Here is a 22,103-nt window from a genome sequence, read left to right on the forward strand (position 1 = left end):
CGTACACCTTTGATAATCGGCGCGCTCGGCTGTTTGCTCTAAACTGAAGGTTCAAATGAAGACCATCTGGGAAACGGTTGCGAAACAATCTGCGCAGATCATTCTCTGGTGGTTGGCGGCCGTTGGTTTGTGCGTGTTGCCGGTGTTAGCGCAGCCTTCTCCTTCTTCGGGAAGTGCTGGAAGCGGGGCGGCCAACGGAGTTCGCGCGGTCACGATTCTGGACGGGCAGTGGCGTTTCCAGACAGGAGACGATCTGCGATGGGCCGATCCGGCATTTGACGATTCAAGCTGGCCGACGGTGAGCCTGAGCTCCGCGCTTGTGGAGCAGGGCATTGATACGTATTCCGGATATGGGTGGTACCGGCTGAAGGTTCAGCCAGGACAGCTCGCGCAGTTCGGCAATCTTGCGTCGGGGCAGCCGTTGTCGCTGCTGGTTTCGAGCAATTCGGTTGGCCAACTCGATGTATTCGTGAACGGTGTGGAAGCGGGCCATACCGAGGGAATGACGAAATCGCCGGCGGAGTACCAGTCGCCGCCGTTTGTGGTGCCGGTGAATCCCGCGGTCTCGGGGCCCACGGTCATTGCGATTCGTACGTGGGCCGGGCCTGGAACGACCATCAGCCGCGGTCTGCTGCGCAAGGTCGAGCTGGGCGCGGCGAGCGATATGGCCGAGCGGCATGCGATGGCCATTGGACGCCAGTGGAATGAGGGCGTGATTTCGCCGCTGATCGTGACATTTCTTTTCCTTTGCGTCGCGATTCTCGGCGGATTTCTCTACCTGGCCCAGCGTCATCATCCTGAATATCTCTGGCTTTCGCTGTTGTGCCTGGCGGTCGCGTTGGAAGGGGCGGCGGCGGCGGCGTTTGGGCTTGCTGCCGTTTCGTCGACGTTCTACCAGATGTTTACCGCGCTCAACGGCCGCGTTTTCATGGCCATTACGCTGGAATTTATTCTTCACTTCACGGGGACGGAATCGCGCAAGTTTGTGCGGGGCGTGCAGATCGGGGTTCTGATCGTCCCCTTTGTGAACTTGATGCACCTGCTGCTGGCGTATCAGTTCCTTTCGGTGGCGGCGGAGGTTTTGTTCTGCGGGCTGGTGACGGTTTTGCTGTTCCGGGCATGGCGCCGGGGGCGTACCGAGGCGGGCGTGATGCTGCTGCCGTTTTTCCTAGCGGCGACGGCTGATTCGGCGGATACGATTCTCGATTTTGCGGCGGGCCGGCATTGGCTGCCGGATCGCTTTGCGTCCCACTATTTCTTTCTGGGCCCGATTGAATTCAGTACCAGCGCGGCGGCCTACACCGTGTTTCTCGGGAGCCTGATCGCGGTGATCCTGTATCGCTTTGTGCGTATCAGCCAGGAAGAGCAGCGTTCGGCGGCGGAGATTTCAGCGGCACGCAGCGTGCAGGCGTTGCTGATTCCGACGCAATTGCCGTCGAATCGCAACTTCATGTTGGAGAGCGCGTATCTGCCGGTGAACGGGGTGGGCGGTGATTTTTTCCAGGTGCTTCCGCTGAAAGATGACTCGCTGCTGATCGTGGTGGGGGACGTGAGCGGGAAGGGGCTGCAGGCGGCGATGAACTCGAGCACGCTGGTGGGCGCGCTGCGGAACGAGCTGTCGCACGATCCGGCGACGGTGTTGAATCACCTGAATCACGTGCTGATCGGGGCCGTGGCTTCGCCGGGAACGGCGGTGAAGGAACTGGATTGCGCGCCGTGTTTTGCGACGTGCCTGTGTGCGCGGGTCTATCCCGATGGGACCACGACGATTGCCAATGCCGGACACCTGAATCCTTATCGCGATGGGCGGGAGATTTCGCTTTCGGGGAGTCTTCCTTTGGGAGTGATCGCGGATGTGGAGTACGAGCAGGCGACGTTTCATCTGAATCGCGGCGACCGGCTTGTGTTTCTTTCCGACGGAGTGGTGGAGGCGACCAACGGGGAGGGCGAGCTGTTTGGGTTCGAGCGCACGCAGCAGGTGAGCAATGAATCGGCGCGGTATATCGCGCAAACGGCGCAGCACTTCGGTCAGACGGACGACATCACAGTTGTCTCGCTCTATTTGTCTTCGCGCACGGCGCAGCCCAGCAACGAAGAGCTGGCTTACCGCAAGTGAGCAGCGAGGTTCCGAACCGGAGCCGGAGGTCGCGGATTAGACCGCCGCGAGTCGCGAATCATTCCGTCCGCAATGCCTGCATAGGTTCAATGGACGCTGCACGGCGCGCGGGCACCAGCGCGGCACCCACTGCGATGGCGGCGACAATTACAAGCGCAGCGATAAAGCTCATCGGGTCGAACTGCGATACCTGATAAAGCATCGCGTGGAGCGCGCGCACCGAAAGGAGAGTGAGCGGAATGCCGACGGCAAGTCCGGCTACCGCGATCCAGAGGCTTTCCCGGATCACCATTGCCAGTACTGAGCTGCGGCTCGCGCCGAGTGCCATGCGCACACCAATCTCCATGGTTCGGCGATTCACGCGGAACGAATGCGTGCCGTAAAGCCCGGTCGCAACCAGCAGTGCAGCCAGCAGACCGAAGAAGCCTCCCATTCCGGCCAGCATGCGCTGCCGCTGATACGATTCTTCGAACTGCGCCTGTTGCGTCATTGGATTTTCCAGCGGAATGTTGGGATTGACGGAAGCAACAACTTTGCTTAACCCCGGGAGCAGGGTCAGGGCATCGCCGCGTGTGCGAACTTCAATGTGCATGGCGGCCAGAGATGGAGCCTGCATCTGCGCGTAGAAGGCAACAGGCATTGGCTCCTCGTCCGCCGAGGTGTACTTGCTGTCCGCTAACACCCCCACAATCGTCGCGCGCCCTTTGTCCCACCCCAGCACATGGCCCAGTGGGTTAGCGTTTGGAAGGTACCTCTTTACGAAGGTTTCGTTGATCAGCACGATCCTCGGCGTGTTCTGAGTGTCAGAGTCAAGGATGTCCCGTCCGGCGAGAAGAGGAATGCCCATGGTGTGAGCGAATCCCGATCCAACGCTGTTATGCCGCAGCAACTCTCCCCTGTGTATGGCGCCGTCCAGCACAAAACCCAGGTCGTTGTTTGCGTTGCCAGAGCCGGGCCGTATCTGTGCCATCGAAACCGATTCGACGCCGGGCGCCTGACGAAGGCGATCGAGAAGGGTACGGTAGAAGACGTGCGTATCTCCCTGCCCCTGTGGGGTGACTCCGAAGACGAGCAGGCCTTCCATCCTTGCCCCCAGATCTTGAGTTGCGTAGTTTCGGAGAGTGCGCAGCAGCAGGCTGGCTGAAGTCAGCAATACGAGACAAATGGCGACCTGAAATGCGAGCAAGATGTGGCCAACAAGCAAGCGGGTCCGACCTGGGGTCATGTTCGCTGCCGTGGTGCGTAACACGCCTGCAACCGGGGCATGGGTGGCGCCCCACAGCGGAACGAGACCAAAGCCCAACGCAGCGGCGGCGGCAACCAGCACCGTGAACACCAGGACGCTGCGGTCAGGATCGAATGCCGTTCCAGCATGGATCGTCAGAGCCAGCAGGCGCGTGGCCTCGACGGCGAACAGCCAGCCCAGGGTCGCGCCGGAAACTACAAGCAACATGCTTTCGCTTAGCAACTGGCGGAAGATGCTCGCCCTTCTTGCGCCAATCGCCAGCCGCATGCTGAACTCGCGTTGCCGGGATGCATTGCGAGCCTGCACCATCATTCCAACATTGATGCATGCAATCAGCAGGACCAATCCCACCAGGGCCATCATGATCCTTGCCGGTTCGCGGGCTTGATCGGTGTGAACTCCCAGGCCGCGGGCTGGAACAAAATCCAACAGCGGCTTCCACTCGTTGCCGTCGATTTGGCCCATCGTCTGCCTGACGGCTTCGCCGAAACTTCCTGCCAGCGCCTGCTGGGCCCGTAAAGGAGTCACTCCAAGGCGAAGGCGCGCTATCATGCGCAGACACCACCAACGCGGTGAACCATAGAGAGTAAACAAATCAGAAGGCGCGCCCCAGGCATTGAGCGCGGGGCTAGACTGCAGCGGAATCCAGAAGTCGGTTGCGGTGAGCGGTTCGACCCCGCTGAATCCGCGTGCGGCCACACCTACGACGGTCATGGGCACGCCTTTTACATACAGCGTCGTTCCAACCACGTTTGGGTCCTGGGCATAGCTTCGGGTCCAGAAGTCGTAGTTGATCACAACGACAGCGGCGTGGTTCTTTTCGTCGTCGAGCGTAAACCCGCGGCCGCGTTCGATGCGCGCTCCGAGGCCGGAGAAGAAGTTGCCGCTGACCTCTTCGCCCATTGACTCTTCAGGAAACTCCCGGTGTCGGACAGCGACCTTTGAGAAGGCGAGCGGCACATAAGCGATCAACTCCTCGAACACGTCATTACGTTGCCTCATCGCTTCGAATGTCGCTTCGGAGAATGCGACATCATCGCCACCGGTATTCGAACTGTTTCCCGGCGATCCCTGGCCGTTCGCCATGCGTACATAGCTGAGCCCCGCAGCGCGTTGCACCGGCAGCAGCTCGAACAAGACCGCATTCATTACGCTGAAGACCGCGGTGTTGGCGCCGATCGCCAGAGCTAGAGTGATGACTACGATGAAAGTGAAGCCTGGTGTTTTGCGAAGCAGCCGAATGGCAAAACGCAGGTCCTGAAATACAGACCACATGACAATGCCGCCTTGCTTTGATTCTGCTCCTTGATTGAGCACTTTTGCTGCCATAACAGGTGAATCGCAAGCTGCTAATTCAATGAAGCTTAGTCTCGTTGTGAGCTGGATCACTGGCCGAAATCTTCCACAATCGAGATGGCTTGTGCGAATACGTACAGTGCGAACAGATCATTTCTTCTGCCATCTGGCGCCACAGTGCGATCGAAAGACGGTGGTCGCGCCGAGCGCATCAGGCTAGCAAACCCTTCTGGGCGGTTGGCGAGCTGGAAATGCCGTAGAATCAAACCGGAGCAGACTCGATGAGCGTGAAAGCCCTTTATCCCGGCACGTTCGATCCTCCGACGAACGGGCACATCGATCTGATCCAGCGCGGTTCGAAACTGTTTGAACATCTGACCGTCGCCATCCTGAAGAACCCGGTTAAGAATCCGCTGTTCACCGTGGAGGAGCGCGTGGAGATGCTGCGCGAATCAACGGCGGCGCTGGGTAACGTGAGCGTGTCGACGTTCGATGGGTTGATGGTGGATTTTGCGCGGCAGCTTGGCGCGACGGCGGTGTTGAGGGGCATTCGCGCTATTTCCGATTACGAACATGAATTTCAAATGGCCCTGATGAACCGGCGCCTGGCGCCGGAGATCGAGACGGTGTTTCTGCAACCGGCGGGGCGTTATTCGTTTATCAGTTCGCGCATGCTCAAGGAAGTTTTCAGTTTCGGCGGGGAAGTTGCCGGGCTGGTTCCCCCCAACGTTCTCAAGCGCCTGCGCAACCGTATCAGCAGCGCGGGCTGAGTCTTGAATGCTGCGCTTTCGGGCGCAGGAGGTTCAGTTTGTCGGACTTTGTCGCACTCAATCCTTCGTCGATTCACCGCGAGATCCGGAACACGCTTTTCGGGGATGTGGCGCTGGGTGAGCTTGTCCGCGCACATCCGAAGGTGCCTTTGACGGAGCCGTGGGCCTCGTTTCAGCGGGCGCGGAACCTCAAAGACACGGGTGATGAACATGGTGCCAGGGACGCGGTTCGCGGAATCCTGAAGATGCCCGAAATTGAGACGCGGGTTTTTCTGCAAGCTTGTCATACGCTGCGGGAATTAGGCGACAAGCCGCCGCAGGGCCGGGAAAAGGAAGTTCTCGGCGTGGTGGTGGAGATCGGCATGCCGAAAGGGCTCGACCTAGTGGCGGCCTATCGGGATCACCGCGCGCGCTATTTCAATTACAGCGGGGCTGGAGTGCTGTGGGAGCGGCGGGACAATTCGCTGGATGGATTGATTGACGAATTGCTGCAGGCAGGGGCATTGGTCGCGCAGGTAATTGGGCCGTGGACGCAAGCCAGACCGCCGGAGCCAAAGAACGGCACGGCGCGCATCAACCTGCTGACGCCGAGCGGAATCCACCTGGGGCAGGGGCCAGTGGAGGCGCTGAACCAGGATGCGATGGGAGGGCCGATTTTGTCGGCTGCATTCGGGTTAATGAAGCGGCTGGTGGAGTTAACGAAGAGGGAGCCGGAGTAGTTCGCGAACTCGCCTCAACTGACACGCATTGTATGCGTGGCTGACCTTGACCGCTTTTTATCGACGTCCTATTGTGAACTTTTGGTGGTGATGAACGAATAACTTCTGAACTGGCAATGCATGCAGGCGTTTATCTGCCATGACCACCTTGACCGCCGCGCGGGCCGCAACCACCTGAGCCACCGCCTCCATCATTCCCTCCTCCTCCTCCTCCTTTGCCGCCTGAGCCGCAGCCTCCGCCGGGATTTCCGCCCCTTCCGCCGCCTGTTCCGCCGCCTGTTCCGCCGCCTGTTCCGCCGCCTCCGGGGTTTCCGCCGCCACCCGGATTGCCTCCACCGGGATTTCCGCCGCCACCCGGATTGCCTCCACCGGGATTTCCGCCACCACCCGGATTACCGGCATCGGGATTTCCGCCTCTGCCGGGGTTCCCACCGCCATTGCCTGCACCGCCAGGATTGCCGACGCCGGGACTTCCGGCCCCAGGACCGCCACTGCCGCCTTGGTTTCCGAGGGTCGTCTCGAATGATTCATTCGCCGTTGCTGTGATTTGCAGGAATGCTTTGTTAATGTCTGCTGCAAGCATGCGCCCGCCGGCGACTGAAGCGAGGGTCAGCAACATTACGGCCAACAGGTACTCGACGGCGGCTGCCCCCTCGCGGAGTTCCCTTACCTGTCTGACGAAGGAACAGAGTCTGGAGAAAGAGTGCTTCATTATCCCTCCTCGGTCAACAACCGTGGCCGTTGAGTCGATCCATCGAGATCGATCGATTCTTTGTTCTATGTATAAATGTGAGTAAAAGTCAGCTACCGTATCAAAGTGGTCCGTAATCCACAATTCCACAATCCCTCGTCGGGTTACAGAAACCGCACTCGAAAGTAATCATTGTGTAGTTACAGCTCCTGCGATCGTGAGTCCTCAGGCTGCTGATGATTGGCACGAACTAGATTGCCAACGGTACCAGGAGCCAGGAAAACTCACGAGAGGAGATCCAGTTGACGCAAGACAACGGCAGCATCGTCAGGCGCTTTATCGAGGAGAGCATCAACAAGGGGCGGATTGACGAAGCCGCACAATTTGTCTGGGAAGATGTGGTGGAGCAGGTTCCATTTCCTGGGCAGGGTCCAGGCCTGGAGGGACTAAAGGATGTTCTACGTGGGATGCGCACCGCGTTTCCTGATTTGTATTTCGGCGTCGAGGAGCAGATTGCCGAGGGAGACAAAGTGCTCACGCGCTTTGAATGGACCGGTACACATCGAAGTGAGTTTTTAGGCGTACCCGCAACTGGCAGGCCGGTGAAAGTCTGGGGCATGGTCATCGACCGGTTTCAGGAAGGCCGGATTAAAGAAACGCGCATCATTATGGATATCTTCGGGCTGATGATGCAACTCGGTGCGATCGGCCCCAAAGGGTGAATTCACGCGCCAATATTTGAGAGAGCATTGGATGCAAGCAGCAAAATCTGTAAAGATAGAAGCACTATGACAGTTGCTGCTCCTGCGAAAGTTTTTGCCGACCGTATTGGCCGGATTGAGGTTTCTGCAACCATGGCGGTAGCCGCCGAGGCTGCGAAACTGCGCGCGCAAGGCGCGAACCTGGTGGATTTTGGCGCCGGCGAGCCGCATTTTGCCACTCCGCGACACATTAAGGACGCGGCGATCGCGGCAATTGAGGCCAATTTCACGCGCTATACCGTGGTGCCGGGAATTCCGGACGTGCGGAAGGCGATTGTGGAGCGGCATGCGTGCGACTTTGGCTCGAACTATTCAATCGACGAAGCCGTGTTTACGACGGGCGGAAAGCTGGCGCTGTTCAATACCATCCAGGTGCTGGTGGATCACGGCGATGAAGTGATTCTGCCGGTGCCGTACTGGGTGAGCTTCAAGGACATCATCCAATATGCGGGCGGGAAGGTCGTGTTCCTCGAGACGAGCGAGGCGCAGAATTTTCGCATCACGGCGGACGCGATCGAGAAGGCGATTACACCGCGGACGAAGGCGATCATTCTGAATTCGCCGTCGAATCCGGCTGGGTCAGTGATGTCGGCGGAGGACCTGGAACGAATTGTTCACCTGGCGCACGAGCGGGGAATCTACCTGCTGCTGGATGAGTGCTATGTCTACCTGAATTATGCGGGCAAGCCGGTTTCAGGCGGGTCCTATACGTGGGCAAAGGAGCACATCGTCATTCTCGGGTCGCTGTCGAAGACCTACTCGATGACGGGGTGGCGCGCCGGCTATGCGCTGGCTGCGAAGCCAGTGGCGGCAAACCTGAGCAAACTGCAGTCGCAATCGACGTCGAACGCGGCGAGCATGGTGCAAAAGGCGGCCATTGCGGCGCTGGCGGGATCGCAGGAGTGCGTTGCGCAGTTTCGCGCGGAGTTTATCGAGTTGCGGGACTACATGCTGGCGAAGCTGAAGGAGATTCCGGGCGTGACCTGCACCAAGCCGGAGGGCGCGTTTTATGTTTATCCGAACATCGGCGCGTTTATTGGCAAGGGCGGCATCAAGTCGCCGACGGAACTGGCGACGAGGCTGCTGCACGAGGCGCACGTGGTGACGGTGCCGGGCGAGGCGTTTGGGACGAGCGAGCACATTCGGATTTCGTACCCGGTGACGAAGCAGAATATCGACGAAGGAACGCGGCGGATGGGTGAGTTTCTGGGGAATCTGGGGTAGAGCGCGGCGGGAAGCCGAAGGAAAGGCCCGAGAAATCGGGCCTTTTCCTTTTGGGACGACTGGAGGGTTCGCGGTATCCCACTCATGACGCGATAGGACTGCGTAATGAATGGGGCACCCGGCGATCAAGGTCAGCTATCTGGCGGGGATTTCGCTGCTGACGATGCCGACGCCGGCAACGTGGCCGGGCTGCCAATCGGCTATCGGATCGGACTGACGGCAATCGAGGCAGGTGGTTTTTTCGAAGCGGGCCGAGCATTGCGGGCAGACGCCTGCGGTCTCGAAGGTGTCGAACTGAGCTGCGCACTTATTGCAACGCCAGAAGGGGCCGATGGGGGGCGCGGTCCGGCAACTGGGGCAGGCGAATCCCTGGCGGCGGGGGATTTTTTCAAGCTTGCGCAGGGCGCGGGCGGTTTTGAAGCCGTTCCAGCAATTCATGCCGGCGTAGGCCGCGATGAGGCCGGTCCAGATCGACTTTTCAAGGTATGCGAGCACGACAAGCCCGGCGACTCCGAAGAAACCCAAAAATGAAGCGACCAACAAGCTGCGCGCGCGGCCGAGAGGGAACCAGAGCAGGGAACGGAGAATCTGGCCGCCATCGAGGGGATAGATGGGAAGGATGTTGAAAACGAGAAGAACAATGTTGGTGAAGAGGATCGCATAAATCAGCTGGTAAGCATCGGGATTCGATACGCGCCAGTCGAGCGCATCGACTGCCTTCCAGGCGAGGGCCAGAGGAAAGGCAAGCGCGACGTTGACGAGCGGGCCGGCAGCGATGCTCCACAGGGTTGCACCGGGGCGTTGGGGGGGATTGACGTAGGCGACGCCGCCGAGTGGCCAAAGCATGATGTGGTCGGCGGTTCCGCCAACGGAACGGCAGGCCAGGGCATGACCGAACTCGTGCAAAAGGACGATGAGGAAGAGCGCCAGGTATTCAAAGACATTCCACATGACGGAGCTGTAGCTGCCTTTTCGAGCCTGAATCTCGAAGAGGGCGACAAGGAACCATGACCAGTGCAGGTCGACGTCGATTCCCTTGACGCGGAAGAGGTGGATGGAGCTTTGGCCGGCACGGAACATGGAGTTAGCTTACCCGAAGTTGGCGGTTGCGGGCTTACGGAGCAGAATTCGCGCGAATTTAAGGTCCGGCGAAGGGGTCCGGATGAGGGTTTGACCGGTTCGCGTGGTGAGAAATCCGGATTGCCGACGATGCTAACCTTCTTCTACGCAGTTGAGCGTGGCGCTTGCCGGCTCCATAAACCTAGAAAGTATCGACCATCACTGTGCAAACCTAGCTTCTGTCGGGTAGGATGTGTTTTCCATGCCGAAGTCTATTGATTTTCGTCCAGTTATACTCGCCGGTGGCAGCGGAACCCGGTTCTGGCCCCGCTCCCGCCGTGCACGGGCCAAGCAAGTGCTGGCGCTCGATGGCGAGCGCTCGATGATCCAGCAGACGGTGGAGCGGCTAAAGCCGCTGGCCGCACCGGAAAAGACCTGGGTAATCACCAATGAGTTTCTGGCGCAGGAGATCGCCGACCAGCTTACGGGCGTTCCGCGTAACCAGATTATCGAGGAGCCGATCGCGCGGAATACGGCGCCGGCGTGCGGGCTGGCTGCATTCCTGATTGAGCGGGAGAATCCTGACGCGGTATTGGGTGTTTTTCCTTCGGACCACGTGATCGCGGACGAGCCGCGATTCCTGAAGGCGCTGCAGAAGGGAATTGCGCTGGCGGCCTCGGGCGACAACATTGTGGTGCTGGGCATTGAGCCGACGCGTCCTGAAACGGGTTATGGCTATATCGAGACCGGTGAAGACGATGGAGCCGAAGCTGCACTTCGCGTTCGTCGATTCACAGAAAAGCCGAATCTGAACCGGGCACAGGAGTTTGTGGCCTCAGGGAACTACTACTGGAATTCGGGGATGTTTCTGTGGTCGGCAAAGACCCTTGCCAACGCCGTCCGTGAACATCTGCCGGATACAGCTCCGCTGCTCGAGAAGATCGCTTCCCAATTCGGGACGCCCGAATTTGAAAAGGTGTTTCACGAGCTTTACTCGAAGTGCGAGAACATCTCTGTGGATTACGCTGTTCTGGAACCTCGCTCTGCCAAGGGCGAGCACGCGTCGCATCTCTACTGTGTGCCGGCGGAGTTTAGCTGGAACGATCTTGGCTCGTGGGCTTCGCTTTACGAGTACCAGATGGAGACGCGTCTGCGCGGCGATGGGGATGGGAATGTTGCCGAGTCCGATGGACACTTGACGATCGAGGCGGGCAACAATTATATCTACAGCCCCAAGAAGTTCGTCGCGCTGGTGGGCGTTGAAAACCTTGTCATTGTGGATACGGACGATGCGCTGCTGGTTGTGCACCGCGACCACTCCCAGGATGTGGGCAAGGTGGTGAAGGAGCTTGGGCTCTCGGGGCGGGACGAACTTATCTAGGATCCGCAAACTCAGGCGGAACTGGGCACGGCAGAGAGCCGGAATTCATGTAATGATGTTTTCCGTTGTACAGAACGGATTCGTCCGCTAACGCCTTCGTCCAGGTCTCTCTTTGTTCAGCAGAAATTGACTTTGACTTGTAAACTACGCCGTTGATGGAGGTTTTTTTGTTCGCAATTTTGACGGGGAACACGGTGATTCGGCTATAGGGCTCGCATTCTTTCGGCCCCATCCGGAAAGCGATGTAGTCGCTATCGATGAGGCGCAGCGCCGCGTAGGTTCCGCCTTTCGTCGAAAAGATTCTGCCTCTATAGGTGAGAAATCCTCCGTCCGAAGCGGAATTGGTCTTCACGCCTTTTCTGATCGTTACGGGATTTTGATCAAGAATCAGCTCGTTGTTTTCCACGAATAGAGTGTTCTCGTGAAACCAGTTCGTGAGAGGATCCTCCGGACTGAGGCTCTCCATCCTTTCCAATCCAACATAGGTGCCACTCATGGGAGATCTCGGCATTGCGTTGCCGATACTGGGATCAGGCAATTGCGCCCTTGCTGCGCAGAGAGCAAACATGCCGACGCAAAATGACAAAAGAAGGTTCGTGCCTCGCATGCATCTTACCTTTCAGACGTCGCCCATTTTAGACGCAGGCCCGGCGCAAGATTGTCCTGGTCCTTTATGCTTAGTGATTCACGGAGAGTAAGAACACAGATGCCTCACCCACAAATCAAGTTTGGTACTGACGGCTGGCGCGGCGTCATCGCCGACGACTTTACGTTTGCCAATGTGCGCACCGCGGCCGCAGCCATTGCGGCCTATGTTCACGCGCAGGAAGATCCTGCCAAGGGACTGTGCATCGGCTACGACACGCGCTTCGGGTCGAAGGCATTTGCGCGGGCTTGCGCAGAAGTTGTGGCGGCGACCGGCATTCCCGTCGCGCTGGCCAATGACATTACGCCGACACCGGCGCTGAGCTTTGGCGTGCGCGGGCGCGGTGCGGCGGGCGGCATCATGATCACGTCGTCGCACAATCCCGCGCAGTGGAACGGGGTGAAGTACAAGGCGTGGTACGGCGGATCGGGCAAGCCTTCGATTATTGCGGCGATTGAAGGCTATCTCGACAAGCCGGTGGCGCAGGCGGAGAAGGCCGCGGCCATCGAAGAGGTCGATTTTCTGCCGGCATATCTGCAGGCGATCGAGAGCTTCGCGGATCTGGATTTGATTGCGAAGTCGGGTATGAAGTTTGCGATCGATTCGATGTATGGGGCGGGGCGGACGATCTTGTCGGACATCTTTACTCGCATTGGTGTGGATCACGTGCAGATTCGCGGCAATGTCGATCCGCTGTTTCCAGGCATCAATCCGGAGCCGATTGAGCCGCACATCCGCGCGCTGGGCGAGGCTGCGGTGGCGCACAAATGCGATGCGGGGCTATGCACGGACGGGGATGCGGACCGTATCGGCGCGACAGATGAGGACGGGAATTTTGTCGATCCGCACAAGATTTTTTCGGTGCTGCTGAGCTGGGTGTTGCGGCGCAAGGGGTGGCCCGGTGCGGTTACGCGGGCGTTCAACACTACGAAGATGCTTGATCGGATTGGGAAGAAATATGGACGCGAGCTGATTGAACATGGGATCGGATTCAAGTACGTGTGCGACCTGATGCTGGAACGCGAGATCGTGATGGGCGGCGAAGAGTCGGGCGGCATTGGATTTCAGCGGCACCTGCCGGAGCGCGACGGCCTCTTGAATGCGCTGCTACTGGCGAACGTGATGGCCGAGGAGAAGAAGACACTGGGGCAGCTTGTCGCCGATCTCCAGGCCGAGTATGGAGAGCACCAGTACGGCCGCATCGATCTGCATATTCCCGACTACCTGAAGAACGCGGCGATTGCGCGGGCGCATGCGCTGCAGGTGGGCGATGCGTCGATTGCGGGCATGCCGATTTTGCGGCAGGAGACGCTGGACGGGGTGAAATTCTACCTCGACAATCCAGAGGCGAAGACGAAGCCGAATGCGGCGGAGACGTGGATTCTTTTCCGGGCGAGCGGCACGGAGCCGCTGATGCGGATTTATACCGAGTCGACGTCGAAGGAAATGGTGGCGAAGCTGCTTGAAGCGGGACGGGCATTCGCGATGGCGAGCTGAGCAGAAGTTCGTCGTTTTGAGTTTTTAATTCAAAGTCGGCGATTGTGATCGTTCAGGATCAGAAGATTCTGCGATCTCTGGAGGGCGTCCGCAGTGTTTATTCATATCTTCGGATTTCGGTGGAAAGAGCATGCGACAGGCGCCGAGAAAGAGCGTGCAGCGCGAGAGATTTGCGCATTTCAGGGACGAATTCCAGGGCTGATCGATGTTGCCGTCGGTGAAAATCTTTCGCCGCGGGGGCACGGATACACGTTTGCAGGGCTGATGCGCTTTACCGATCATGCGGCCTGCGAGGCTTACGCCAGTCATCCTGCCCATCTGGCGCTACTGGAGTGGCTTGTGCCGCTGATCGATCCGGTTGAGCTGGATTTCGAAGCGTAGATTTTTTCTGCGGCTCGGATTATTTCAGAATCAGCAGTGCGGCGCTGGAGCTGCGGATGCGCAGGTGGGCGACGCCCTTTCTTACTTCAACGGGTTCTTCGACGCGCGGACTCCATTGTGCATGAGGAAGGATTTGCGCGCCGGCTAGCGTCACGTCTTCTGTGGCGTTGAGACCCGGCGCGTGCATTCTCCAGACAGATGCCGAGGTTGCATTCGCCAGGCTGCGAATGGTGAGATCGATTGATGTGAGTTCATCCTTGTTGAAGACGGCGACCCGGGTGCCGTGTTCGCGGCGAGCCGCGTAGACGGTTGCATTGGCATCGTGCAAGTCGCAATCGGAGCGAAGCATTTTGCAGCCAGAGAACTGGTTAGCGAGCATCATCCCATAGAAGACGGGCATGGCTTTGGTTTCATGGCTGGGTTCGCTTTGGATGGGAGTGTAAAAGCCGCTGTGCAGGGTCTGCGGAGTCGTAGCGACGTTCATGCCGGGCGTGTGGCCGCCGAGGCCGGCGGTGAGGAATGCGCTGCGCCCACCGTGGAGATTGACTCCGGCACATCCTAGAGATGCGAGTTCGAGCATGTAGTCCACCGCCCAGAGCGCGGCGGCAAAGGCGTCGCTCATGCCGGGCTTGCCTCCGCGATAGCAGGAGTTGCCTTCGGTCATGCGATAGATGCGCCCGGTGGATTGGGCGGAGGCCATGATCTGAGTTGTTTCGGCCGCGATGCGCGGATTGCCGGCGAGAAGGCGCTCGATGGTGACGCGGGGATTGTCGGGAGGACCTTCGGCATAGTAGTGGCCGGTCAGCGCGACCACGCGCGAGGCCAATTGCGCAGGGACCTCGGCACTGAAGCGCGTGATCCAGTCGGAGGAGGCGGCAACGTCGGGAGCGCCGAAGCGGGCGGCGGGAACCGCGGCGGCGATTGCGCGGGCGAACGCGGACCACTCCTCGATGTAGTCGGGAAAGTCCCAGTGGGGAGGGCGGGTGCCGTTGCTGGCATTGCGGTAGAGGTCGGGTTCGTTGCCGATTTGAAAGAACTCCAAACGGTCGCCGATTTTTCCGGCAACATAGGCGGCCTCGCCGGCGGCTCGTTTCGGAGTGCTGTTGCCGAAGTTGAGGCCATAGATGAGACGCCATCCGGTCGCATTCAGGAATCCGGCGAGAGCATCGATGGCTTCAGGGCGGATTTCGAAAAGCTGGTGCGGCATCCAGTTTGCGTCGAGGTTGCCGGGAGGGACATGGAGCTTTGGCGCGGGGGTGGACGCGCTGGCCTTGAACCAGCAGAACTCGGAGGTATTGCCGCCGAGGCGGAGAACTCCATTGGCGCTGAGGAGGCGGAAGTATGCCACGAGATCGCGATTGGCAGGGGAGAAGAAGGTGGGATCGGTTAGCTGCGCCAGTTCGTAGCTGAGGCCGGCGAAATTGCGGGGGATGAGGGGGGCGGAGGGGTCGTCGCGAAGGGTCAGGTCGGCGGAGACTTCGGGGTTGGATACTCCTTTTGCGGAGCGGCAACAGGATGCGGCGGCGGTGGCCGCGCCGATGAGGAAGTCTCTGCGTTTCATCGAATTACCCTCGGGAACGATTTTAGGTTTTGTGGGTAGTTTGAGGGCTGGTCATTTTGGAACTTGACATAATGTTGTGTATAAGCAATACTATATTTTCCAGATGAACGAGATTAGTCCAAAAGAGCCGGGGGAAAGCGGGCTGTTTAACCGCATCGCGGTGCTGCGGGCGGAGCGGGGGATCAGCCGGCAGGAACTTGCCGATGCGGTTGGGGTGAATTACCAGACGATCGGGTTTCTGGAGCGTGGTGACTACGGGCCGAGTTTGAAGCTGGCGTTTCAGATTGCTGCGTTTTTCGGGTTGCCGGTGGAGGCGGTTTTTTCGATGGAGCCGTTCAAGCCGCTGAGTGAGCAGGTGTATGGGGCGAGATGATTTCTCCCAAAACGTGGATGGATGCTGACGAAGGAGAATCCAAATGAGGGCGGAACTGGTGTTGATGGGGAAGCGGTTGGACATGGCAGCACGGGTTCATCGGCGTGTGCTGGTGGTGTCGATCTATGCGGGGTTGGCGGTGCTGATGGCAGCGCTGTGGTCTGTTGATCGGTGGCGTACATCGGGCGTGTACATGATCTTCGCAACCTTTCTGGTGAACCGGCTTTTTCTGGGTGGGTACAACTTCGGCGGACTGGTCAAGCCGTTCAACGGCAAAGCTCCGCGGCGATCCACGTATCGAGAGACGCCTTTTCTGATGCTGGCGCTGCGGGTTTATCAACCGACGCCGGAGGAGAGTGAGTACCGCAACGATGAACGCGAAATGCATCAGCGAGACCGTGCGCACTTCCAGGCGTACCAGGCGATTACGATTGCGCTGACGGTGCTGTGGCTGCTGGCAAACTGGAAGATGAAGGCGCCGCGATTGCTGGCGTGGATGCCGGTTTCGGCGGACGTGCTGCTGTATGGGTTGGTGCTGATGGCGATTGTGGCGGCGGTGACGTTGCCGCAGGCGATCCTGCTGTGGAGCGAGCCGGATATGGAGGAGGAGTAAGATGCCGCTCGAATTGCAACGCTGGCGCGAACGAAAACGGCAAAAGCGGATCCTTCGTGGCGCTTACCCCAGGATCGTTGCACGATCCTGGGGCCCCAAGCGTGCGCCCCGTCAGGATGACACCTTATCGATGTTGTAAGCATCCGTGCTCTGAACGGAAGCTGGCACTACACTGTTTTGTCGTCGATGCGGTCTTCTTTTGCGTCGGGATAATGGTGGCAGCCGAAGAGGCGGAAGTCGGAGACATTTTTGAGGCGCAACTGGCCGGACTGCTGGCCCTGCGGGAACTTGAGGCGGAAGAAGTCAGCGGTGTCGACGTCGTCGAGGTAGAAGGCGGGGCGGGCGTCGGGGGATTCGGTGGCGATTTCGATGTTGCTGAGTTCGATGTTTTTGGCGTGGCGGATAAACATGCCGGTGGCGGGGAGATCGCCGAACATCGTTGGCTCGGGATACTTCTCAGCGTTTTCGGCGGGCTGAATGGCGGCCATGTCAGCGCCGGCGCCACCGATCTGCTGCAGATAGACGTCGCTGATCTTAAGGTCCTCGATCGGGTGGCCGGTTACGCCAGCGATGATCGACGGCAACTGCGCTGCGCCTGAACTGACGATGTTGCTGAGGATGATCCGCCGCATGGTTCCAACAACAGTTTGCGGTTTGGGTCCGCGGAGGCGGGCGCCGAGGCGGAGGAAGAACGGCGCGCGAACGTCGCGCATGGTGATGCCGGTGAAGGCGATGTTTTCGACGATGGCGCCGTCGACGGATTCGAGCGCGAACCCCTGGCAGCTTTCAAAGACGCAGTTGGAGATGGTGATGTTCTTGAAGCCGCCGTTGGATTCGGTGCCCATCTTGATGCGGCCGGTGCCGACGCGGCCTTTGGGCATGTCCATTTTTTTCCACGTGCCGTCGAGAACGGAGCCGAGTTCGTAGACGCCGGTGACGTAGCAATTGGCGATGGTGAGATTCTCTGTCGCGCGCGCATAGCCAAGGGCGTAGGAGCTTTTGGGACAGATTGCGTCATCCCAGGGCGAGTTGACGGTGCAGTTGGTGACGCGCACGTTGCGGCAGCAGTCGATATCGATGCCGTCGCGGTTGGTGTCGATTTTGAGATTGTCGACGGTGAAGTTGTCGACGCCTGTGGCGAGGATGCCGAACCAGCCACCTTGGAGGATGGAGAAGTCGCTGAGGATAACGTTGCGGCAGTTTTTGAGCGCGATGGCCTTGTTGCCGACGCCGGGCGCGGTGGTGTTGGGGAGCGTCTTTTCATCGTGACCGCGGCTTAGACCTTTGCCCCAGATGAGGCCGGGGCCAAAGATTCCGAAGTCGTGGATATTCTCACCCCAGATCAGGCTGTTGTGCCAGTGATTGTGTCCGTAGTCCTGGTAGGGTTCCCACGCGCCTTGCGGCTCTGCCCTATCGTAGCCGCCGCTGGCGAGGCCATCGTAGGGAGTGGGCGCGGCGAGAATGGTTGCACCCTGCTGAAGAAAGAGCGCGACGTTGCTCTTGAGGTGGATGGAGTAGCAGGCGTAGACGCCAGCGGAAAAGAGGACGGTGCCGCCGCCGGCATTCGCGGCTGCGTCGATGGCTGCGTTGATGGCGAGCGTGTCGATGGAGACGCCGTCACCTTTTGCGCCGAAGGTGCGGACATCGAAATAGACGGGCATTGGGGATGATGCTGCGGACACTGGATGCGGCCGCGCTGTTGCTCGTGAAGGGTTGAGTAGAGTGGTAGCGCCGCCGGCGACGGTAAGTCCGGCCATCTTTAAAAACTCGCGACGAAAATCCTGCACGCAAAATTCTCCGAAGTGTTTCGTTCTGGTTATAAGCCGAAGAAGCAGCGATGAGCAATGCAGCCATCGATTTTAAAGCCTGCAAATGGCGGAACGGCAGGCATGGCGAAGTGGGATTCGATGGAGTGCGCGCGTGCTATGATTAACTTTCTTCGGTGAACCCCTGCACCGTTGAGGTCCCGCAAGAATCCGGCAAATGCATCGCGCGCGCGTCGTTCGATGCGCTGTTTTCCGCGAATAACGGCAACTTCACGCTTCGATGCGTGTCGCATGCGGCGGGTTTTTCATAACCGCTTGCGGTACATGATGTTCACGCCCGTAAACGCATCGATGGCTCTCGCGGAGCACAACGTTTACGAGCGTAAACGCAACAAACGCAAGTCGCTGAAACCGCGCGCGTTCACGAACGTAAACGAAAGTAGCTCTACAGCTACCCCGTTGGGGATGACGTGTCACCACTTCAGCCGCTGCGCAAGCAGCGCCGGACGCTCTTGACCTGACCACGGATGTCGGATGGAAGCCGGACGCGCTCGAACAGGACCGGACACTGTGCGAGCTGCGTTCGATTTTGATTCGAGAACGGGCCGCACAACGGCCCCGCTAAGCCGTCAGGCTTAGGGATGGTGTCTACCTCACAACACACCGCCACGAGCGCCACTGAGGCCCGCTGGCCGCTGCGCACCGCACGCGCATGTTCGTGGAACATGAGAAGAAGACTTTCTTCTCATAGCTGCAAAACAGCCGCAGCGAGGATGGCGGTCAAGGGCGCGCCGCTCTCCAGCGCGTTCATCGAAGCGAAGCGCAGACCCTTGACGGCCACCGCAGCGGAGGCTACGCGCGCCTGCGCGTCTGCGAAGCTCATTGTGCCTCGATGCTTTGTTTTCTTCACGTTGACGCCGCAGCAACCTTGGGTTACCGCGCGGTAACCGCGCACAGAGTGTTTTTCTCTTAGCTGCCTGATTCCACTCGCGTTGACCCGCGTAAACACCTAAACGCCTGTGTTTATGCGGTCGCGCGCTGCATCGCGCTGATTGCATTCACGTTCCCCCACAGTTACCGCATGGTAACTCTGCAGCAACCCGCTGGGGGTGACGTGTCAACATTCAGCCGCTGCGAAGCAGCGTACTTCTTCACGATGTTGGATCAGCTGGCGATGCGCTGTGCAGCTTTCGCCAGCTTTACAACTCGGGCTCTTCCTCGTCCAGGTACTGAATCGAGTGCTTGACTCGTTCGCTAATGTAGCGTTCGCAGTCTTCGGCGAGGTCCTTCCTTGCCGTTTCGATCTCGTATGACGACATTCGAAACGTGGTTAATGACGGTGGTCCTGTCCATTCCTGGAGACAACGAGCCTGCACCGATTGCATTTGCAGCCTATAAGAAAACCGACTTAGCGCCAACGCAAATTCAGACGCTTGAAGATCGACCGTTTCGCCTCCTTTGATCAGGCCAATCAGTTCTCCAATTTGCCGGCGAAGGGATTGCCATACATCCATACATTGAGACAAGTAGGTCACAACCGTTGTGGCATCACCGTGTTCCAAAAAGTCCTGGGCAAGGGCTAAGTTCGGTGCGCGAACCTGACAATTGAGCAATGCGTACTCGTCCACAAGGCAAACCGCTATCGACTTGTCCAGGGCGCGAACGGCTTCTGGTACGGAACCGTCTCTGAAAGCAAAGAGGCCTTCAAGAGCATAAAGGTTATGCGACTCCCATCCCGTCGGAGCAAGCTCCCGCGCCTCTGCAACATATTTCTTCGCACCTGCAATATCCCCGGTTTCTACAGCAAAAAGTGCAAGCTCGACCAAAGGCACTTGGAGGGCCTGCCCTGACAGTCTTCTGCCAACGAGTTCCATCGTGAGCAGTTGCTCATTTGGCGCTGGACAAAGATCGGCCACACCCGCCTCTTCGAAAAGCAAGAGTATTTCGGCTCTACTCTTCGACTCGGCGGAAATAAGTTTTGGCGCGGCAGTCCGAACGCTGCTCAGAGTCGGTAGACCCTGAGGTGCCAGTCGGCTGCTGTGTAGTCCGGTTTCCAACGCCTCGCTTTGTTCACTATTCCACTTCCACAAGCAGGCACGAATTGCGTACGCAGACTTCATCGCGAACAAGATAGCCAGGGCCTGACCTAATGGTTCGCCAGATTGGAAGATGCGCTGACCTTCTTCGATCACGCGCTCAAAATCTTCAACCGAAGCCTGCAAGTGATTTTTCTTCATAGGAACTCAAGTTTCTCAACACCAAAAACTCCATCCCGCCGCTTCTCTGCAAATAACCTAAATGCCAAGGAGAATTTTGCAATATGCTGCTGCCTCGCCGGCAGCTTCTCCTGGGCCGAACATTGAATATTGACTCCAAAGATCCGTGTATACAGCCACGCAAGCTACATACCAGGTCGCCTTAACGATCAAAGCTGACTTACGGATATTCGCGAGGAGCTGGGGAAACGGAAGCTCATATTCTTCTTCTTCTCGCCCAGTTGGGTCCCATCCGTTGACCGGATCTCCGCCAGCATAGAGGTACTTGTGCAGACTCGAAGGAACCTTGATTTGTCCGTTCTCCGGATCACGGCTCATGAACCGGCCGGTCAGCGGGTTGTAGTACCGTGCACGCAAGTAGTACAACCCGAGATCGCTGTCGTAGGCCTCACCTCGGTACAGGAAGTTGTTCGGTGTAGAGCCTGTGGAGTTGATCTTGTTTCCGAAGGCGTCGTAATCGTAGGTATCGGTGATCGCGCGACGGCGCGGAACTTCGTCGATTGCGCAAATCGCAGACACCGTCATAGATGTAGACCTTGCATCGTAACGCTATCCCAGGCCCAAAACTGGGACAAACCTCAGACTACCCGGCTCGACTATCTAGAGGTCCAGACACCTGCCGCCATGAGAATGCGATTAGCCCAAGAACACCGATCCCAAGCATGGCCCAAATTGAACTGGGCAAAGATCGCGAGGAATACAGGGTTCCACAGATGGGGAGCAAAACATATGTCAGACTTGCGGCAATTTCCCAGCCTCTCGTAGAAGGCTTCTCCTTCCAGACGGTCCACCAAGCCACTAAATAGATGGCGGCTAGAACCGGCAAAATCGCGGCGATTAGCAAGCTACGGAGCGATTGAAACGCATCGTGTCGATGAGCTATATACACACCGAGCCGAGTGGCGTTCCAGAGGCACAACACCGCAGATATCGCGAATAGCCAGCAAATGAGCTTTCGAATTGCGTTCATCAGAGAGCTTCCCCCTTTCATAAGTCCGATGTCTGAACCACCTTTTTGCTCGGCGACGGAAAGAGCTGGGCAACTCGCCTTGTGCGTGTTGGGCCGAGTCACACAAGGGCGCGACGCCTCACGGCCCTGACGAGATCGGCGCCGGCTCTGGGTCCTGCTCAGGGCCTCCGGGATCTTTGCTGGGATCGTGGAAATCTGGCCCCAATCCCAGCTCTAGTTCTTCGGTTATCCAACCAAAAGCCTGGGCTAAATAGCGACCAAAGATCGCCAGAATCAAACCACCCCCTCCCACCTTCGTTCCCGTGATTCCCGCCCCCGCGATACCGGGAAAAAGGGGGCCTTTTGTCACGCTCGAAAACAGGAACTGATACTCGACTTCATCATCCCGCCCGGTCGGGTCCTTCCTGTTTACCGGATCAGCAGAAGCGTACAGATACTTATGCAGAGTCTTCGGATCCCATTTACGTCCATCTTCCGGATCTCTGCTCATGAACCTTCCGGTGGTGGGGTTGTAGTATCTGGCGCGGAGGTAGTAGAGGCCGAGGTCGCTGTCGTACTGTTCGCCGCGGTAGAGGTAGTTGTTCGGAGTCGAGCCTGTGGAATTGATCTTGTTTCCGAAGGCGTCGTAATCGTATTTAGTTCGATTTCTAGGCTCGTTGTTGTCGCAGTTCTCATTCATGCTCGAGTCCGACAGGCAATCTTAGCATCGAAAAATGGTGAAGCTCGGACAGAAATAGTCTCTGATTCTGATCATGGA

Annotated in this window: 20 protein-coding genes; 10 read left to right on the forward strand and 10 right to left on the reverse strand. The window is 58.4% G+C overall.

All coding sequences use genetic code 11. The features are described from left to right. Window positions 1–55 precede the first annotated feature (55 nt). Entirely contained in the window at window positions 56–2,116 is a 2,061-nt protein-coding gene (locus tag WCA10_RS17545; protein WP_472823808.1) for a PP2C family protein-serine/threonine phosphatase, read from the forward strand. Window positions 2,117–2,174: 58 nt separating this feature from the next. Here WCA10_RS17545 and WCA10_RS17550 read toward each other — a convergent pair whose 3' ends face one another. Continuing rightward, complete coding sequence (locus tag WCA10_RS17550) at window positions 2,175–4,637, reverse strand: ABC transporter permease (protein ID WP_472823809.1); 2,463 nt, start codon at window positions 4,635–4,637, stop codon at window positions 2,175–2,177. A gap of 302 nt (window positions 4,638–4,939) precedes the next feature. Between WCA10_RS17550 and coaD the strand changes: the two genes are divergently transcribed. Then, complete coding sequence (gene coaD / locus WCA10_RS17555) at window positions 4,940–5,428, forward strand: pantetheine-phosphate adenylyltransferase (RefSeq protein WP_472823810.1); 489 nt, start codon at window positions 4,940–4,942, stop codon at window positions 5,426–5,428. A gap of 38 nt (window positions 5,429–5,466) precedes the next feature. Then, window positions 5,467–6,147: a hypothetical protein gene (locus tag WCA10_RS17560; RefSeq protein WP_472823811.1), complete on the forward strand. Its 681-nt coding sequence runs from the start codon at window positions 5,467–5,469 to the stop codon at window positions 6,145–6,147. A 57-nt stretch (window positions 6,148–6,204) separates the two neighbouring features. Here WCA10_RS17560 and WCA10_RS17565 read toward each other — a convergent pair whose 3' ends face one another. Further along, window positions 6,205–6,726 (reverse strand): hypothetical protein, encoded by a 522-nt coding sequence (locus WCA10_RS17565; RefSeq protein WP_472823812.1) that lies wholly within the window; start codon window positions 6,724–6,726, stop codon window positions 6,205–6,207. A 414-nt stretch (window positions 6,727–7,140) separates the two neighbouring features. On the opposite strand from WCA10_RS17565, the gene WCA10_RS17570 reads away from it, so the two are divergent. Both WCA10_RS17570 and WCA10_RS17575 read left to right on the forward strand, forming a co-directional pair. After that, window positions 7,141–7,560 (forward strand): ester cyclase, encoded by a 420-nt coding sequence (locus WCA10_RS17570; RefSeq protein ID WP_472823813.1) that lies wholly within the window; start codon window positions 7,141–7,143, stop codon window positions 7,558–7,560. 66 nt (window positions 7,561–7,626) lie between these two features. Then, window positions 7,627–8,823, forward strand: a complete 1,197-nt coding sequence (locus WCA10_RS17575) for a pyridoxal phosphate-dependent aminotransferase (protein WP_472823814.1) — start codon at window positions 7,627–7,629, stop codon at window positions 8,821–8,823. A 135-nt stretch (window positions 8,824–8,958) separates the two neighbouring features. Here the strand turns inward: WCA10_RS17575 and WCA10_RS17580 are convergent, their stop codons facing one another. Further along, window positions 8,959–9,903, reverse strand: coding sequence for a site-2 protease family protein (locus WCA10_RS17580; RefSeq protein WP_472823815.1), 945 nt, complete (start codon window positions 9,901–9,903; stop codon window positions 8,959–8,961). A 241-nt stretch (window positions 9,904–10,144) separates the two neighbouring features. On the opposite strand from WCA10_RS17580, the gene WCA10_RS17585 reads away from it, so the two are divergent. Continuing rightward, complete coding sequence (locus WCA10_RS17585; RefSeq protein WP_472823816.1) at window positions 10,145–11,263, forward strand: mannose-1-phosphate guanylyltransferase; 1,119 nt, start codon at window positions 10,145–10,147, stop codon at window positions 11,261–11,263. On the opposite strand, the gene WCA10_RS17590 is transcribed toward WCA10_RS17585, so the two are convergent. Next, window positions 11,256–11,759: a hypothetical protein gene (locus WCA10_RS17590; RefSeq protein ID WP_472823817.1), complete on the reverse strand. Its 504-nt coding sequence runs from the start codon at window positions 11,757–11,759 to the stop codon at window positions 11,256–11,258. The two genes, WCA10_RS17585 and WCA10_RS17590, sit on opposite strands and share 8 nt — an antisense overlap. A gap of 210 nt (window positions 11,760–11,969) precedes the next feature. Here WCA10_RS17590 and WCA10_RS17595 point away from each other — a divergent pair, with 210 nt between their 5' ends. Both WCA10_RS17595 and WCA10_RS17600 read left to right on the forward strand, forming a co-directional pair. Further along, window positions 11,970–13,406, forward strand: a complete 1,437-nt coding sequence (locus tag WCA10_RS17595) for a phosphoglucomutase/phosphomannomutase family protein (RefSeq protein WP_472823818.1) — start codon at window positions 11,970–11,972, stop codon at window positions 13,404–13,406. 93 nt (window positions 13,407–13,499) lie between these two features. Next, window positions 13,500–13,787: a Dabb family protein gene (locus WCA10_RS17600; protein WP_472823819.1), complete on the forward strand. Its 288-nt coding sequence runs from the start codon at window positions 13,500–13,502 to the stop codon at window positions 13,785–13,787. 19 nt (window positions 13,788–13,806) lie between these two features. On the opposite strand, the gene WCA10_RS17605 is transcribed toward WCA10_RS17600, so the two are convergent. Next, on the reverse strand, window positions 13,807–15,348 hold the full coding sequence (locus tag WCA10_RS17605; RefSeq protein ID WP_472823820.1) for a glycosyl hydrolase family protein: 1,542 nt from the start codon (window positions 15,346–15,348) through the stop codon (window positions 13,807–13,809). A gap of 103 nt (window positions 15,349–15,451) precedes the next feature. Between WCA10_RS17605 and WCA10_RS17610 the strand changes: the two genes are divergently transcribed. Both WCA10_RS17610 and WCA10_RS17615 read left to right on the forward strand, forming a co-directional pair. After that, window positions 15,452–15,721, forward strand: coding sequence for a helix-turn-helix transcriptional regulator (locus WCA10_RS17610; RefSeq protein ID WP_472823821.1), 270 nt, complete (start codon window positions 15,452–15,454; stop codon window positions 15,719–15,721). A 43-nt stretch (window positions 15,722–15,764) separates the two neighbouring features. Then, window positions 15,765–16,334 carry a hypothetical protein gene (locus WCA10_RS17615; RefSeq protein WP_472823822.1) on the forward strand — a complete coding sequence of 190 codons (570 nt, stop codon included), beginning with the start codon at window positions 15,765–15,767 and terminating at the stop codon, window positions 16,332–16,334. A gap of 167 nt (window positions 16,335–16,501) precedes the next feature. Here the strand turns inward: WCA10_RS17615 and WCA10_RS17620 are convergent, their stop codons facing one another. From WCA10_RS17620 to WCA10_RS17640, 5 genes are all read right to left on the reverse strand, one after another. Then, window positions 16,502–18,121 carry a rhamnogalacturonidase gene (locus WCA10_RS17620; RefSeq protein ID WP_472823823.1) on the reverse strand — a complete coding sequence of 540 codons (1,620 nt, stop codon included), beginning with the start codon at window positions 18,119–18,121 and terminating at the stop codon, window positions 16,502–16,504. A gap of 724 nt (window positions 18,122–18,845) precedes the next feature. After that, window positions 18,846–18,983 (reverse strand): hypothetical protein, encoded by a 138-nt coding sequence (locus WCA10_RS17625; protein WP_472823824.1) that lies wholly within the window; start codon window positions 18,981–18,983, stop codon window positions 18,846–18,848. A gap of 316 nt (window positions 18,984–19,299) precedes the next feature. After that, entirely contained in the window at window positions 19,300–20,337 is a 1,038-nt protein-coding gene (locus WCA10_RS17630) for a hypothetical protein (RefSeq protein ID WP_472823825.1), read from the reverse strand. Window positions 20,338–20,394: 57 nt separating this feature from the next. Beyond that, complete coding sequence (locus WCA10_RS17635) at window positions 20,395–20,901, reverse strand: RHS repeat-associated core domain-containing protein (RefSeq protein ID WP_472823826.1); 507 nt, start codon at window positions 20,899–20,901, stop codon at window positions 20,395–20,397. 563 nt (window positions 20,902–21,464) lie between these two features. After that, a complete protein-coding gene (locus tag WCA10_RS17640; protein ID WP_472823827.1) occupies window positions 21,465–22,025 on the reverse strand; it encodes an RHS repeat-associated core domain-containing protein in 561 nt (186 codons plus the stop codon). Window positions 22,026–22,103: the final 78 nt, after the last annotated feature.

It is taken from the genome of Occallatibacter sp. (assembly GCF_049582745.1).
Classification (GTDB): Bacteria; Acidobacteriota; Terriglobia; order Terriglobales; family Acidobacteriaceae; genus Telmatobacter.